Genomic DNA, 15,535 nt, shown 5'->3' with positions numbered 1-15,535 from the left:
CGACAACATGAAGCAACGAACCCAGACACCGGTCGTCTACATTGCCCCCCTGACCTTCGTCCAGGCTGTCCTGATCCTGCTGGGAGGGCTGGTCCTGGCTTATGGCGCCTACCGCCTCCTGGAATTGTGGCTGGTGCTCTTCGCCGCCATCGTCTTCGCCTCGGCCATCCGCCCCTTTGTGGTCGCCCTGACGGAACGGGGTATCCACTGTACGGCAGCCATTTTGCTGGTCTACATCGTCATTCTGGTCGCCTTCGGTGGGCTGCTGGCGGTGGCCCTGCCCCCGCTGCTGAGCTTTAGCCTCCAACTGCTGGAGCGGGAATTTCTCACCCAACAGCTCACCACGGCGGTGACAGAGCTGCGTTTCACCCTCTATCGCTGGGGCCAGCTCCATACCATCCTCCCCTTCATCCGCATCTCCCCCGAGCTCTTGGACAGCCTGGCCTCGACCCAGGCCCAGGTGGAGGAGCAGGCCTGGCCCATGACCTGGCAGATGTTCAAGGTGTTGGGGCAGATAGGCCTGATCCTGGTGCTGGCTTTCTACTGGCTGGTGGCCCGGGACGAAACCCTCCGCCTGTTGCTCACCCTCTCCCCCTTTCCCGCCCGGGAGACGGTCCACACCGTTTGGAACTCCATCGAAGATCGCCTGGGCGCCTATCTACGCGGGCAGCTCTTCCTGATGGGCATCATAGGGGGCGCCACCTTCCTCATGTTGTTGGCCCTGGGCGTCCCCAACCCCCTGGCCCTGGCCGTCATCGCCGGGCTCTTCGAAGCAGTGCCCATGGTGGGTCCGATCCTGGGGGCAGTACCGGCTGTGCTGGCTGCGCTGCAGATCTCCCCGGCCACCGCCCTGGCCGTCGTGGTGGGCTTCGTCATCTTGCAGGCTCTGGAGAGCAACCTGCTGGTCCCCCGGGTGATGTCCTCCAACGTGGGGCTGAACCCCCTGTGGGTGATGGTGGCCCTGATTGGCGGCAGCATGCTCAACGGGCTGGTGGGCGCGCTGCTGGCAGTGCCCGTGGCCGGCGCAGCCCAGGTGATCCTGCAGCACATGTGGCTCACCAATACTTCCCCTCTGTCTATTCAGTCCAGGCGCAAGACCGAAGAGGCTCGCACGCCGGAGCCTACGCTGGATTGCGACGAGGAGAACACCCCAGAGCCCACCCTGCTGGTGGCCCGGGAATAGCAGTGTTGATCCTACTCAAAGTCCAGGTCGAGCACGATGTCCTGGGGGTAGTTGCCAAACTGGCGGCCAAAGAGATTCATCCCCCCCACGTTGGCCGCATCCGGCTTGACGCCGATGCGCACCCGGATGAAGGGTTGCTCCCCCAGCTTGAGATCCCGGATGGTCACTGAAGACAGGTAACGACCATCAATGTAAGATCCCTCCTCATCCACCCGCCAGGTCTTCAACAGCCCATATTGGCTGTTGTGATCTTCCCACCACTCCGGCGTCAGACGGCCGCGCTCCCCCCCGAAGTCCCCGGGCGACGTCCACGTGCCGACGAGCACGCCGTTGATCTCCAGGAAGATGTCCGAGGGCCAGTCCCGCCGATGGGGCGCTGCCTCGGAGCAGAGCTCCATGCTGATTTGCAACCGATGGGGCACCTGCTCCGGCCTGGCCCGGTAGGGGAAGCGATACTCCAGGTAGCCATGGCTGAACCAGATGAGCTGTGCATCGAAGCGCTCCGGCTCGTAGAAGACCAGGGGATCGTCCAGGTTGCCCACCAGCCCCTGGGCTGTGACGATGCCACAGGTGGGCGAGACCTGGTGATCCACAAAGGCGCCCACGGGCATCTCCACGGTAAACCGCTGGCGTCGGGGATGCTCCTGGGGCTTGGGGAAGTGGATCACCACGATATCGTAGAGGCGGGCACACATCTTCTGCTGCCCGCGGCGGGCGGCCACCCGCTCGCTCCGGATCAAACCGGCTTCCTCCAGGCTGTTGAGGTGCAGGTTGGCGGTGGCCAGGGGCATGTCCAGGGCCTGGGCAATTTCGGAGACGTTGGCCACCTTGTCGGCCAGGTACTCCAGGATGCGCACCCGCTGCAAAGAACTGAGTGCCTTGGCAACCCGGGCCAACTGGACGGGATCCTGCTGGGTCACGTTGACCATCAACGTGCGGCTGGTCAGGGTGTTCTGGTGATTTTCCTCCATCGACATACCCATTTGCTCCTCCCTGGCGGCCCTGGAAGGCCGCGCATGTTTTACCGCATATTTTTTTATTTTTGCCATGCACACCGGCGCCCCCGTCCGGCCAGAGGTCGGACCTGCGACATGGCCCACTCACGTAGGGCACGCATCCCTGGGCGACAAAGGTCCCCGGCACCCTCGTCCGGCCAGAGGCCGAACCTATGACATGGCCCGCTCACGTAGGTCACGCATCCCTGCGTGACAAAGGTCCCCGGTACCCCCGTCCGGCCAGAGGCCGGACCTGCGGCATGGCCTGAATATTCAAGCGGTTTTCAGGATACCACGCCCCCACTTTATTTCGCAATTACCAGAAACAAACAGCATCCACAAACCGACTTTTCGACCGATCCGCCGGCGCTTCCCAGGCAGACATCGACCATCGCCCGCCCAAAAAAGCAAAAGGGGCTTGACAGGCGCCCAAAGCCGTGCTACAGTATTTCTGAAACACTAAGCATCTGCTTCCCGATCAACCGTCACATTTCACACATTCAAAACAGGATTACTGAAACATTCACCCCAAGCCCTACATCCCCGCAGATCCGCGGGACCCAGGGCGGCTGTTGCAGGTGTTTTTCGTTGTATCTATCAACAATCATGGATCATTGGATCCAGGGAGGAGAAAATCGTATGCGACTGCAGCCATTTCGTTTCCTGACCCTCTTCCTGGTGGTGGCGCTGCTGGTGGCCGCCTGTGGCGCGCCGCCCACTCAGCCGCCCCCGGCCCAGGAACCTGCCGCGGAAGGCGCGGCCGAGGCGCCGGCAGCGGAGGCGGAAGCCCCCGCCGCCGAGGCAGAACCCACCCCCATCGTGGCCCAGGCCGGTGAAGGGGACACCCAGCTCATCTACTGGAACGGCCTCACCGGCAGCGACGGCGTCACCATGGTCCAGATGGTGGAGGCCTTCACCCAGGAGCACCCCGAGGTCTCCGTGCGGGTGGAGATGATGCCCTGGGGCACCTACTTTGACAAGCTGCTCACGTCCCTGGTCTCGGGCAATCCGCCAGACCTCTTCCTGCTCCACGAGTTTGAGATCCCCCAATTCGCCAGCCAGGGGGTGCTGCGGGAAACCTCCGACTTCTACGACGGCTACGGCGGCCCCATCCCCGAGGATGACATCGTGGAAAAGACCCTGGCGAGCCTGGAATACCAGGGCAACCGCTACGGCGTCCCGCTGGACATCCACGGCTGGGGCTTCTGGTACAACAAGGATCTCTTCGAGGCCGCCGGCCTGGATCCCGACGTCTGCCCCACCGACGGGGTAGAGCTGTTGGACTTCGCCCGTAAGCTGACGGTGGACGCCAACGGCAACACCGCGGAGAGCCCCAATTTCGACCCGGAGAACGTGGCCCAGTGGGGCGTCCATGTCTCCTGGTTCAAGCCCACCATCCTCAGTACCCTGTGGCAGTTCGGCGGCGACTGGACCGATCGGCAAGGCAAGGCCACCCTCAACAGCGAAGCCGGCATCCAGGCCGTCCAGTTCTGGTATGACCTGATTTACAAGGAGCACGTGGCGCCCCAGCCGGCCGGTTTCGATGCCTGGCAGAGCTTCGCCGGCGGTCAACTGGCCATGACGCCGGAAGGTAGCTGGTTCTTGAACTTCGTCAACGAGAACGGGGTCAATTGGGGAGTCTGCCCCTTCCCCAAGATCGGCAACGAGCAGGTCACCTGGACCAGCTCCCACGTCATCTACACGCCCAAGACCCTCCCGGACGAGAAGCTGGAGGCGGCCAAGCAGCTGATCGCCTACCTGTCCGACAGCGGCCTGTTCTGGGCCACCTCCGGGCAACCCCCGGCCCGCAAGTCCCAGCTGGAAGCCCTCACCCTGGAGGAGTACCCCTCGGCCAAAGTCCTGGGCGAAAGCTTCCTCTCCTTCGGCCGCTATGACTATGCCCACGAGTGCATCCAGGAAGTCATCGACAGCGCCTACATGCCGGAGCTGGATGCCATCTTCAACAATGTGAAGAGCGTGGAACAGGGGCTGGATGATGCCAACAGCCGGATTCAGGATATCCTGGATCGCTGCGGTCCGTAACCCGGCCGGACAGCCCTGACAGCGGGGATCGGCACCTGGGTGCCGGTCCCCGTTCGTTCGTGTTCGTTCCCTGTTGAGGTATAGCCATCATGTCAACCACCCTTTCCCGGCCATCATCCGGCCCGCCATCCGGAGCTCCCCATCGAGGCACCTGGCGCACCCGCCGCTGGGTGTTGGGCAACTACCTGTTCATTCTGCCCTTCATGCTCCTTTTTTGTACTTTTACCCTGGCGCCCATCCTGTATAGCTTTTATATGAGCCTGCACGACTGGAAGATGTTGGCGCCAGAGCGTCCCTTTACAGGCCTGCGCAACTTCCAGCTGCTTTTGCGGGACGACATCTGGTGGATCGCCCTGCGCAACAGCCTGTACTTTGCCTTCCTGACGGCCATCATCAACACCTTCTTTGCCCTGGTGGTGGCCATCGGCGCCAACCAGCCCATCCGCGGGCGGGACTTTTTCCGCTTCATCTACTACGCGCCGGTGATCCTGTCGGTCTCGGCCATGGGCATCATCATGAGCTGGATGATGAATACCCAGTTTGGCGTGATCAACTACTTCCTGGTCTGGTTTGGGCTGCCGCCGGTGAAGTGGCTGGCCGATACCCGGCTGGTCATTCCGTCCCTGAGCCTGGCCACCGTCTGGTGGGGCTTTGGCTTTCCCATGCTCATCTACATCGCCGGGCTGCAGGGCATCCCGGCCCACCTCTACGAGGCGGCCCGCATCGACGGCGCCAGTGGCTGGCGCCTGACCTGGCACATCACCCTCCCCCTGATGCGGCCCACCATCTTCTTCGTGGCGGTCACCCAGCTGATCGCCCACTTCCAGGTCTTCGGCCAGCCCTACATCATGACCGGCGGTGGCCCGGGCCGGGCTTCCTTCACCACCATCATGTACCTCTACCAGACGGCCTGGCGCTTTTTCCGCATGGGCTATGGCACCACCATCGCCATCGGCCTGGCCCTGGTGATCCTGTTCTTCACCCTGCTCCAGTTCCGCTTCTTTGGGCGGCAGAGCATCGTCGAATATTAAACCCGGGAAGGAGCCTGCATCATGCACCTCTCCAAAGAGCGCCGCATGCACTACCTCCACCGGCTGCTGCTCTACGCCGCCCTGATCGCCCTGGCCGTGGTGGTAGGCTTCCCCATCTACTGGATGCTGGTGGTCTCCATCACGCCGTCGGAGCAGGTCTTCGCCTGGCCTCTCCAGTTCTGGCCCCAGACGCCCACCCTGGAGCACTACCGGGAAGTCTTCACCCGCCAGGATCTCCAGGTGGGGCGCTGGCTGATCAACAGCGTGATCGTTAGCACCGCGGCCACGGCGGTGGCCCTCTTCATCAGCAGCCTGACCGCCTACGGCTTCGCCCGCCTGCGCTTCCCCGGCCGGGATTTTCTCTTCATGCTGATCCTCTTCACCATCATGGTGCCGGGCCAGGTCACCCTGATCCCGGTCTTCCTGCTGGTGCGCTGGCTGGGCTGGCTGGACACCTACCATGCCCTCATCTGGCCGGGGGCGGCCAATGTCTTCGGCGTCTTCCTCCTGCGCCAGTTTTTCCTCAGCATCCCCCGGGAAATGGAAGAGGCAGCCGTGATCGACGGTGCCAGCCGCTTCCGCATCTACTGGCAGATCATCCTGCCCCTGAGCCAGTCCGCCCTGATTGCCCTGACCATCTTCCTCTTCCTGGGCGCCTGGAACGACCTCTTCTGGCCCCTGATTGTGCTCAACCGGCTGGAGATGCGCACCCTGCCCGTGGGCCTCACCGTCCTCCAGGGGACCTACACCCAGGAGCGGGCGCTGGTCATGGCCGGCGCCATGGTGGCCAGCGCGCCCGTGCTCCTCTTCTACGCCATCTTCCAGCGGCGCATCATCCAGGGCGTCATGCTGACCGGCATGGGCGGCCGATGATAGATTGAATGAGACAGGAAATCCAAACGTTGTCGGAGAACCCTATGAGCTTTCGCAAATGTCTAAGCCTGGACGGAATCTGGCAGTTTTACCACGACCCAGAACAGCGGGCCGAGCTCAACCCGGTGGCGCCCCAAGCCTGGCGAGTGGCCACCGTTCCCCTCCCCTGGCAGGCCCAGTTTGAAGATCTGCGGGAAGCCGCGGGCGCCGGCTGGTACCGTCGCCGCTTCGCCCTGCCGAACAAGCCCGAAGGCAGCGCCATCCTGCACTTCGGCGCCGCGGACTACCATACCCGGGTCTGGATCAACGGCCGCCTGGTGGGCGAACACGAGGGCGGCTACCTGCCCTTCGAGTTCGAGGTGGCTCCCTACCTGCAGCCCGGCGTAAACGAGCTCCTGGTCCGGGTGGCCGATGAAGCCGTCCCCCACCGGGAACCCACCCCCTACCCCTTCGCCGAGATTCCCCACGGCAAGCAGAGCTGGTATGGCCCCATCAGCGGGCTGTGGCAGAGCGTCTGGCTGGAGCAGCGCTCGGCCGTCCACATCCGCCGGCTGCGGCTCACCCCCGACCGGGTCAGCGGCCAGCTCACGGTGCAGGCCAGCCTGAACCAACGGCCCTCCCACCATGATTTCACCCTGGAGATCACCGTCCTGGATCCCACGGGCCGGGCGGTGGCCCGGCGGGAACTCCACAACGAGCTGGAGGGCACCCTCACCCTGGACCTGGAGACCCTCCGGCCATGGAGCCCAGACGACCCCGCCCTCTACACCGTGCTGGCCCGCCTGGCGGTGGCCGGCGAGCCCGTGGATCTCCTGCAGGAGACCTGTGGCTTCCGCACAGTGGAAGCCCGGGACGGGCGCATCTTCCTCAACGGCGAGCCCATCTACCTGCGGGGCGCGCTGGACCAGGCCTACTACCCCTACACCATCTACACGCCGCCCAGCCTGGCCTTCCTGGAAGATCAGGTGCGCAAAGCCAAGGCGCTGGGCCTCAACTGCCTGCGCTGCCACATCAAGATCGAAGATCCCCGCTACTACCAGGTGGCCGACCGCCTGGGCATCCTCATCTGGACCGAGATCCCCAACTGGATGCACCTGTCGCCCGATGCGGCCCGCCGGGCCAGGGAGACCTTCGCCGGCATGGTGGAGCGGGACTGGAACCACCCCTCCATCATCGCCTGGAGCCTGGTCAACGAAGACTGGGGCACGGACCTGGTCCGTAACCCAGAACACCGCCGCTGGCTGGCAGACTTCTACCAGGAGGCCAAAGCCCTGGATCCCACCCGCCTCATCGTGGACAACTCGCCCTGCGCGCCCAACTTCCACGTGGCCGGCGATCTGGAGGACTACCACCACTACCGCTGCATCCCCGACCACGCGGCCGAATGGGACCAGTGGGTGGCGGACTTTGCCGGCCGGGCGCCGTGGGCCTGGGCTCCCGACTTCGCCGACCATCGCCGCGACGACCTGCCCCTCATCGTCAGCGAATTCGGCAACTGGGGTCTGCCCGATCCCCGGGCCATCCAGGAGAATGGCCGGGATCCCTGGTGGTTTGAGACCGGTTACGACTGGGGCGAAGGGATCGTCTATCCCCACGGCGTGGAACAGCGCTTCCACAAATACGGCCTGGACCAGGTCTTCGGCAGCTGGGACGACTTCCTGCAGGCTTCTCAGGAGCACATGGCCCGCAGCCTGGCCTACGAACTGACCTCCATGCGGCGCCATCCCGCCATCGCCGGCTACGTCATCACCGAGTTCACCGACGTCCACTGGGAGTGCAACGGCCTGATGGACATGCAACGGCACATCAAGGCTGGACTGGACCGCTACTTTGTGGACATGAACCAGGAGCGGGTGGTAACCGTCCGCCCCCAGCGGTGGAGCGCCGCGCCCGGTCAATCCATCGCCGTGGAGCTGCAGGCCATGGGACCGGCTGGCCCTGAAGCCGAAGGGACGTTCCACTGGCGGGCCGGCGCAGCCCAAGGGACGGCCCCGGCGCCGGCCGCCACGGTGGAAGTGCCCGTACCTCGGGGGCTGGAAAGCCAGATCCTGCCCCTGCACGTCACCTGGCGAGACGGCCAGGGGCTCACCCGGGCCCAGGCCCTGGTGGAGCTGGCGGTGGTGGCCGCGCCCGCCCCTGTCCATTCCATCCACGTGGTGGACGACGAAGCCCTGGCCCAGGCGCTCCAGGAGCTGGGCTACAGCCTGGTGGAGCAGCCATCCCCGGGGGAGGGCATCTGGGTAGCCCGCCGCTACACCCCAGCGCTCCAGGAAGCCGTCCAGGCCGGGGCCCGGCTGCTCCTGTTGGCCGAGCCCGAGGAGCCCACCGCGCCTGGGCTCCGCCTGCCGGCGGGCCGGGTGGTGCCCCGGGCGGGCACCGCCTGGCAGGGCGACTGGGCCACGTCCTTCAGCTGGCTACGGAAGACCGGCCCCTTTGCCCATCTGCCCGGTGGGCCGCTGCTGGAGATGGAGTTCCAGCCGGTCACACCCCGGGCAGTGTTGGCCGGCCTGCCGGCCACGCTGATGGCCCAGGCCACATGGGCGGGCCTGGCCCTGGGCTGGATCCACCGGCCGGTGTCCCTCCTGCATCGGCTCCCTTACGGCCGGGGCGCCGTGACCATGACCACCTTCCACCTGCCGGCCGAAACCATCCGCGAGGACGCCCTGGCCCAGGGGCTGTTCGTGGGTCTCACGACCCTGGCCGGGATGTAATGAATCGGGGCGCACAATTGTGCGCCCCGATTGCCCCCGAACGCATGACGGAAAGGCGACAGCGGGCGGGCGGGCCGCCGTGCCCGCCCGCCCGCTGTCGCGCTCCCCGGTCGGGTGAAGGAACGGCACCCTCCCATCCCGGTTGACATTTGCCCCCGCTTCTCCGATAATGAAATTGGCGAAACAGACACGCCAGGACAGCGGTATGGATTCCCCACCCTGAGCGAGACATCCGGAGCGGCAGGGCGTGGCCTGGGAACGTGGTCGTTCCCCTCCGACCGTGCCGACATACCTGCCCATCATCCGGATCCCGGCCCTTGGAGTAGCACATGGCCCAGCCGACCGACCAGGATCTCATCTCGAACTGGCAGGACGAACCTGCGCCCCTCCTGCCCATCCTCCACGCCTTTCACCGACGGGACGGCTACCTGGGCGAGGAGAGCCTGCGCGCCGTGGCCACGGCCCTTCGCATCCCCCTGGCCGACCTCTACGGCACGGTGACCTTCTACCACCACTTCTCCCGGGAGTCAGGGGGCCACGGCCATCCCCGGGTCTGCACCGGCCCCATCTGTGCCCAACACGGGGCCCAGGCCCTCTTGGCTGCCCTGGCCGACCAGGGCGCCACTCCCATGCCCTGCGCCGGCCGCTGCGATGCCCCCATCCCGGTGCTGGTGGGCGACCAGGTATGGACCGGCCACGGCGATGAGCAGCCGGCCCTGCCCCTGGCCGCCACGCCCTCGCCCCTGCCGCCGCCCAACCCGGCCGGCAGCCCGGAGTGCGTCTTCGCCCACATCCGCACGCCGGGCCGCAACACCCTGGCCGGCTACCGGGCCACCGGCGGCTACCAGGCCCTGCGCCGGGCGCTCCAGGAGCTCACACCGGCCGACGTCATTGAACAGGTCCGGGCCAGCGGCCTGGCCGGGCGGGGCGGCGCTGGCTTTCCCACCGGCGTCAAGTGGCAGGCCGTGGCCGATGCGCCGGGCGCGCCCAAGACCATCGTCTGCAATGCGGATGAGGGCGAACCGGGCTGTTTCAAGGACCGGGCCCTGTTGGACTACGACCCCTTCGCCGTGATCGAGGGGATGACCCTGGCGGCCTACGCCACCGGCGCCACCCGGGGCTTCATCTACCTGCGCTACGAGTACCCGGCCACCTACCACCTCCTGGCCCAGGCCCTGGCCGCGGCCCGGGAGGCCGGCTATCTGGGTCCCCAGATCCTGGGCAGCGACTTCTCCTTTGAGATCTATCTGCGCCGGGGCGCGGGCGCCTACATCTGCGGCGAAGAGACCGCGCTCCTCAACAGCCTGGAGGGCCGCCACCCCTTCCCCCGCAACCGTCCCCCCTACCCGGTCACCCACGGCTTCGAGGGCCTGCCCACGGTGGTGAACAATGTGGAGACCCTGGCCTCGGTGCCGCCCATCCTGCGCCACGGGCCAGACTGGTACCGGGCCCTGGGCCTGGGAGAGCAGGCCGGCACCAAGGTGATCAGCCTTTCGGGCGACATCCAACGCCCCGGCAACTACGAGATCCCCATGGGCCTGCCCCTCCGCACCTTGCTGTACGATTGGGCCGGCGGCCCCCTGCCCGGCCACACCATCCAGGCCGTGACCATGGCCGGCCTCTCCGGCGGCTTCCTGGCCGGGGACGACCTGGACGTCAACCTGGACGACCCCAGCCTGCGGCGCAAAGGCACCTTCCTGGGCGCGGGGGGCATCATGGTCTTCGATGACCGCCGGGACATGGTCCAGGTGGCGGCCGACGCCATGGCCTTCTTCGCCCACGAGTCCTGCGGCAAGTGCTTCCCCTGCCGCATCGGCACCCAGCGCCTGCACGAACGACTGGACGGTGGGGGGCCATCCACCTGGGAAGCCTGGCAGCAAGAGGTGGCCGACCTGGGGCGCACCATGCGGGCCCTCAGCGCCTGCGGGCTGGGCCAGGCTGCCCCCATGGTCACCGACAGCCTGGTGCGCTACTTCCCGGTCCAGATCCAGGCCCATCTGGCCGCCCGCCCGGCGGACCAGGTCCAGCACGAGAAGGAGTGATGGCCATGGCATCCAACCCCAGCGAACCCCAGCAGCCCACCCTCACCCTGGACGGTGAAAGGGTGACCTTCACACCGGGAGAGACCCTCTACCAGGTGGCGCGACGCCAGGGAAAGGAGATCCCGACCCTGTGCTACGACCCGCGGCTGCAGCCCTTTGGCGGCTGTCGCCTCTGCGTGGTGGAGGTGGAGGGCGCGCGGGCGCCGGTGGCCTCCTGCACCGCCCAGGCCGCGCCGGACATGGTGGTCCGCACCGAGACAGAAACCCTGGCCTGGTATCGCCGCACCCTCCTGGAGATGGTGGCCTCGGAGAACCCACCCCGGGAGGTCCACCCCTTGCGGGGCTACGCGTCCCAGGAATTGACCACCCTGCTGGCCCGCTACGGCATCCAGCCGGGCCGCTTCGCCGGCCGTCATTCCGGCCGCAGCCGTCTGGACGACGACAACCCCTTCATCCTGCGGGATTACGACCTCTGCATCTCCTGCTACCGCTGCGTCCGGGTCTGCGCGGAGCAGGAGGGCGACTACGCCATCAGCGTCATCAATCGGGGCTTCCAGACCCGGATCGCCACCGAGTTCGACGGCCTGTTGAAGGATTCTGCCTGCACCTTCTGTGGCCAGTGTGTTCAGACCTGCCCCACCGGCGCGCTGGCCGATCGGAAGGCCCTGCGCTTCGCCGGGGGGCTGGATGGACAGGCCCAGGCCAGCCGTTCTATCGCACGGACCTGACCAGGGCTCTACTGCCAACGGTCAAAACGCTGACCCACGCAGATAAACGCTGATTCGAGCAATCCTCTGTTGAGTTTCTTGGGGACTTTGCGCCCTTGCGTTAAAAACGCCCTTTTGCAGGCAAGACGGCTATTGATTACCAGGGAGCAATGCCATGCAGCCTATCACCTTCACCCCACACGCGTTCGGTGCACAAGCCTTGAGCGCCCAGGGCATCACCAAAACCCGCACCATCTGTGGCTACTGTGGCGTCGGCTGTGCGGTGGATGTCCTGACCCGGGACGACCGCATCGTGGCCATCCATCCGGCCATGGATGGGCCGGCCAACCAGGGCGCCCTCTGCGTCAAAGGCCAGTTCGCCTACGACTTCATCCACCATCCGGACCGGCTCCAGCATCCGCTGGTGCGCGGGGAGGATGGACAGCTCCACCAAGCCAGTTGGGACGAGGCCCTGGAGGTCGCGGCCGCCGGCTTCCGCCGGGTGGTAGAGCAGTACGGCCGCCACGCGGTCTACGGCATCGCCTCCGGCCGCACGCCCAGCGAAGCCGACTACCTGATGCAGAAGTTCATCCGGGCCGGCTTTGGCACCAACAACATCGACAACTGTAGCCGTGCCTGACACGCCCCCACGGTTGCCGGTCTGGCAGCCACCATTGGACGGGGCGCCATGTCGAACCCCCTGGCCGACATGGAAAAAGTGGAGGTGTTTTTCTGCATCGGCACCAACATGACCGAGTGCCACCCGGTGGCCGCGACGCGCCTGAAAAAGGCGTTGGCCCGGGGCGCCAAACTCATCGTGGCCGATCCCCGACGTATTAAGCTGGCCGAGCTGGCCCACATCTACCTGCCCCTGCGGGTCGGGTCGGACGTGGCCCTGCTCCTGGCCATGGCCCACGTCATCGCGCGGGAAGATCTCATTGACCACGAATTCATCGCCGCCCGCACCACCGGCGTGGAGGCCTTCCTGGAACATGTGAAGCAGTTCCCGCCCGAGTGGGCCGAGCCCATCACCGGGGTCCCCGCGGCGGACATTGAGGCCGCGGCCCTGCTCTACGGCCGGGCCGAGCGGGCCGCCATCTACTACACCCTGGGCATCACCGAACACATCTGCGGGGTGGACAATGTCCAGAGCCTCTGCAACCTGGCCCTGATGACCGGCAACATCGGCCGGGAGGGTACGGGCATCAACCCCATGCGGGGGCAAAACAATATCCAGGGGGCCGGCGACGCCGGCGCGCTGCCCAACAACTATCCCGGCTTCCAGCCGGTGGACAACCCCGCCAACCAGGCCAAATTCAGCCAGCTCTACGGTCGCCCCATCGACCTGGCCCGGGGGCTGACCAAGGTCCAGGCCATGGCCCAGGCGGGCAAAGAGATCCGGGCCATGCTCATCGACGGGGAGAACACCCTGGTCTCCGACCCGGACCGCAGCCATGGCGAGCGGGCGCTGCGGGCGCTGGACCACCTGGTGGTGATCGACATCTTCCTGACCGAAACCGCGCAACTGGCCCATGTGGTGTTGCCGGCCACGGCCTGGGCCGAGACCGACGGCCACTTCACCAACACGGAACGGCGCATCCAGCGGGTGCGCGCGGCCGTGCCGCCGCCCGGCGAGGCCAAACCGGACTGGTGGATCATCAGCCGGCTGGCCGAGCGGCTGGGCATCCCCGGCTTCGAATACGACTCGCCCAAGGAGATCTTCAACGAGCTGTGCAGCGTCTCCCCCATCTACGCCGGCATCGACTGGGATCTGGCCGAGTCGGGCCAGTACCAGTGGCCGATCCCCTACAAAGGCCACCCGGGCACCCCACGCCTCCACGAGGGGGAATTCGTGAACGGGCGGGGGCGCTTCACCGTGGTGGGCTACCGGGACCCGGCGGAGACGGTGGACGACGAATACCCGGTCTGGCTCACCACGGGCCGGCGACTCCAGTCCTACCACACCCGCACCCAGACGGGTCGCGCCCAGGGCATCGACTACCTGCTGCCCGAGGAGGTGCTGGAGGTCCACCCGGACGACGTGGCCGCCTGGGGCCTGGAGGATGGGGGCTGGTGTCGCATGAGCAGCCGCCGGGGTTCGGTGCTGATCAAGGTGAAGGCGACCACCCGCTCGCCCCGGGGCACAGTCTTCGCCAGCTTCAGCTTCAACGACGTGCCCATCAATGTCCTGACCGGCGCCGGCTACGACCCCATCACCCACACGGCCGAGCTCAAGGTCTGCCCGGTGCGCATCGAGCCCATCCCGGCCCCGGTGCCCGAGGCCGGGTAAGGGCCCTGGGTCCCCTGCAGAAACCACAGATTCCCCGAGATTTCTCGGCTCCCTGAGCAAGGGTTTCTGGGGTGCTGCGTGGTGCGTGAACGAGTTCACGCACCACGCCGTATTTAGTAGCGCTCAGCCGTCCAGGGGGCTGCGCACGCCCAGGGGGCCCCGCTGCATGACGTGGGTGTAAATCATAGTGGTCTTGACGTCCTTGTGACCCAGGAGTTCTTGCACAGTGCGGATGTCATAACCGGCTTCCAGCAGGTGGGTGGCGAAGCAATGGCGCAGGGTATGGGGGCCCACCGGTTTGGCGAGGCCAATGGCTTTGGCGGCCTGGCGGATGGCTTTCTGCAGGCCGCTGGGGTCCAGATGATGGCGGCGACGAATACCGGTTCCCGGCTCAGCGGAAATGCGGTGGGACGGGAAGACATACTGCCAGCCCCACTCTCGTTCGGCATTGGGGTATTTACGGCTGAGCGCGTAGGGCAGGTAGACGGCCCCCAGCCCCCTGGCCAGGTCTTTCTGGTGGAGCCGATGGGCGTAGGCGAGCTGGGCCTGGAGCTCATCGTACAAGCTGGTAGGCAGGAGGGTCACCCGGTCCTTTTCCCCTTTGCCATCACGAACGAGGATGTGATGCTGCTCGAAGTCGATGTCCTTGACACGTAAACGCAATCCTTCGGCCAGGCGCATACCACTGCCATAGAGAAGCCGGGCCAAGAGGGCATGTACACCTGTCAGTTGATCCAGGAGGCAGCTGACCTCGTCCTTGGAGAGTACGGTGGGGAGGTACTTGGATGGCTTGGCGCGCAGAGCGTTGATGGGCCCCACTTCCTGATCTAGAACATGGCGATAGAGGAAGAGGAGGGCGGAGAGGGCCTGGTTCTGGGTGGAGGCGGAGACCTTCTCCGTCACGGCCAGGTGGGTGAGAAAGGCTTCGATCTCTGCTGCACCCATGTCTTTGGGATGGCGTTTGTGATGGAAGAGAATGAAACGTTTAATCCAGTGAACATAGGACTTTTCTGTGCGGTAAGAGTAATGCTTCCGGCGCAGGGCATCGGAGACCTGTTCAAGCAGCTTCTTGGGGCGTTGAGACATGATTTCTTTCTCCTGCTTGACGGCGAGAAAGTGGAGTTGTATACTGTCGGTAAGCCCATTAGAACGTTGGGGCCTATGGTGAACATTCCGCATATAACCCTGACTCACAGCAGAGCTGTTTATATTATGCGGATACCAATCCGCATAATACCATCTCTTCTTCAGTATATCCGGATAGATTTCCGGGATCCACCTGATTTTGAGGTAGTTATACGGAAAGTTTCCGCATAATCAATAGTTCAGCCGACCGCTTCGCGCTCGGCTGAATGGCGCGGCGGGCTTCGCCCGCTTGTCGGCCTTGCTCGCTGCGCTCGCGGCGGCCGAACAAGCGGATGCAGCCTAACTAGTTGCGGTGTGGCATATCATCAGAAATCAAGATGAACAGGAACGAGTTTGTTACAATTTGTAGTGATCAATTGCAGTTTGGACACTCGGCGAACTCGGGTAATAGTGGTATGGCTAAGAGACGCACCCATTTTCCACACACGACTCCGCAGCAGCGCAAGCTGCTGTTTGAGACTTGGGAAGCCACAGGCAATGTGACCCTGGCCTGTCGAAAAGCCCACGTCGGTCG

Annotated in this window: 11 protein-coding genes; 9 read left to right on the top strand and 2 right to left on the bottom strand. The window is 65.3% G+C overall.

The window, feature by feature from the left end; translation table 11 throughout:
* Positions 1–7: 7 nt before the first annotated feature.
* Positions 8–1,183: an AI-2E family transporter gene (locus tag FKZ61_RS21875; protein ID WP_141612277.1), complete on the top strand. Its 1,176-nt coding sequence runs from the start codon at positions 8–10 to the stop codon at positions 1,181–1,183.
* A gap of 11 nt (positions 1,184–1,194) precedes the next feature.
* Here FKZ61_RS21875 and FKZ61_RS21870 read toward each other — a convergent pair whose 3' ends face one another.
* Positions 1,195–2,160: an ArsR/SmtB family transcription factor gene (locus FKZ61_RS21870; protein ID WP_229964352.1), complete on the bottom strand. Its 966-nt coding sequence runs from the start codon at positions 2,158–2,160 to the stop codon at positions 1,195–1,197.
* A 657-nt stretch (positions 2,161–2,817) separates the two neighbouring features.
* On the opposite strand from FKZ61_RS21870, the gene FKZ61_RS21865 reads away from it, so the two are divergent.
* From FKZ61_RS21865 to fdhF, 7 genes are all read left to right on the top strand, one after another.
* Positions 2,818–4,221 (top strand): ABC transporter substrate-binding protein, encoded by a 1,404-nt coding sequence (locus FKZ61_RS21865; protein WP_170200149.1) that lies wholly within the window; start codon positions 2,818–2,820, stop codon positions 4,219–4,221.
* Between the two features lie 89 nt (positions 4,222–4,310).
* Positions 4,311–5,252 (top strand): carbohydrate ABC transporter permease, encoded by a 942-nt coding sequence (locus tag FKZ61_RS21860; protein WP_141612274.1) that lies wholly within the window; start codon positions 4,311–4,313, stop codon positions 5,250–5,252.
* Positions 5,253–5,273: 21 nt separating this feature from the next.
* On the top strand, positions 5,274–6,125 hold the full coding sequence (locus FKZ61_RS21855) for a carbohydrate ABC transporter permease (RefSeq protein ID WP_229964351.1): 852 nt from the start codon (positions 5,274–5,276) through the stop codon (positions 6,123–6,125).
* 44 nt (positions 6,126–6,169) lie between these two features.
* Entirely contained in the window at positions 6,170–8,836 is a 2,667-nt protein-coding gene (locus FKZ61_RS21850) for a sugar-binding domain-containing protein (protein WP_170200147.1), read from the top strand.
* Between the two features lie 329 nt (positions 8,837–9,165).
* Positions 9,166–10,878 carry an NADH-ubiquinone oxidoreductase-F iron-sulfur binding region domain-containing protein gene (locus FKZ61_RS21845; RefSeq protein ID WP_141612272.1) on the top strand — a complete coding sequence of 571 codons (1,713 nt, stop codon included), beginning with the start codon at positions 9,166–9,168 and terminating at the stop codon, positions 10,876–10,878.
* Between the two features lie 5 nt (positions 10,879–10,883).
* Positions 10,884–11,606 (top strand): 2Fe-2S iron-sulfur cluster-binding protein, encoded by a 723-nt coding sequence (locus tag FKZ61_RS21840; RefSeq protein WP_170200145.1) that lies wholly within the window; start codon positions 10,884–10,886, stop codon positions 11,604–11,606.
* Between the two features lie 154 nt (positions 11,607–11,760).
* A complete protein-coding gene (gene fdhF, locus FKZ61_RS21835) occupies positions 11,761–13,875 on the top strand; it encodes a formate dehydrogenase subunit alpha (protein WP_229964350.1) in 2,115 nt (704 codons plus the stop codon).
* A 123-nt stretch (positions 13,876–13,998) separates the two neighbouring features.
* On the opposite strand, the gene FKZ61_RS21830 is transcribed toward fdhF, so the two are convergent.
* Positions 13,999–14,961 carry an integron integrase gene (locus FKZ61_RS21830; RefSeq protein WP_141612268.1) on the bottom strand — a complete coding sequence of 321 codons (963 nt, stop codon included), beginning with the start codon at positions 14,959–14,961 and terminating at the stop codon, positions 13,999–14,001.
* A 377-nt stretch (positions 14,962–15,338) separates the two neighbouring features.
* Between FKZ61_RS21830 and FKZ61_RS21825 the strand changes: the two genes are divergently transcribed.
* Positions 15,339–15,535: hypothetical protein (locus tag FKZ61_RS21825; RefSeq protein ID WP_211358685.1), on the top strand; the 197-nt coding region annotated here is incomplete at its 3' end.

Origin of the sequence: Litorilinea aerophila, from assembly GCF_006569185.2 — a bacterium.
GTDB lineage: Bacteria > Chloroflexota > Anaerolineae > Caldilineales > Caldilineaceae > Litorilinea > Litorilinea aerophila.
Note: the sequence above shows the minus strand (reverse complement) of the source record. Positions and strands in the feature narration are given on the sequence as shown.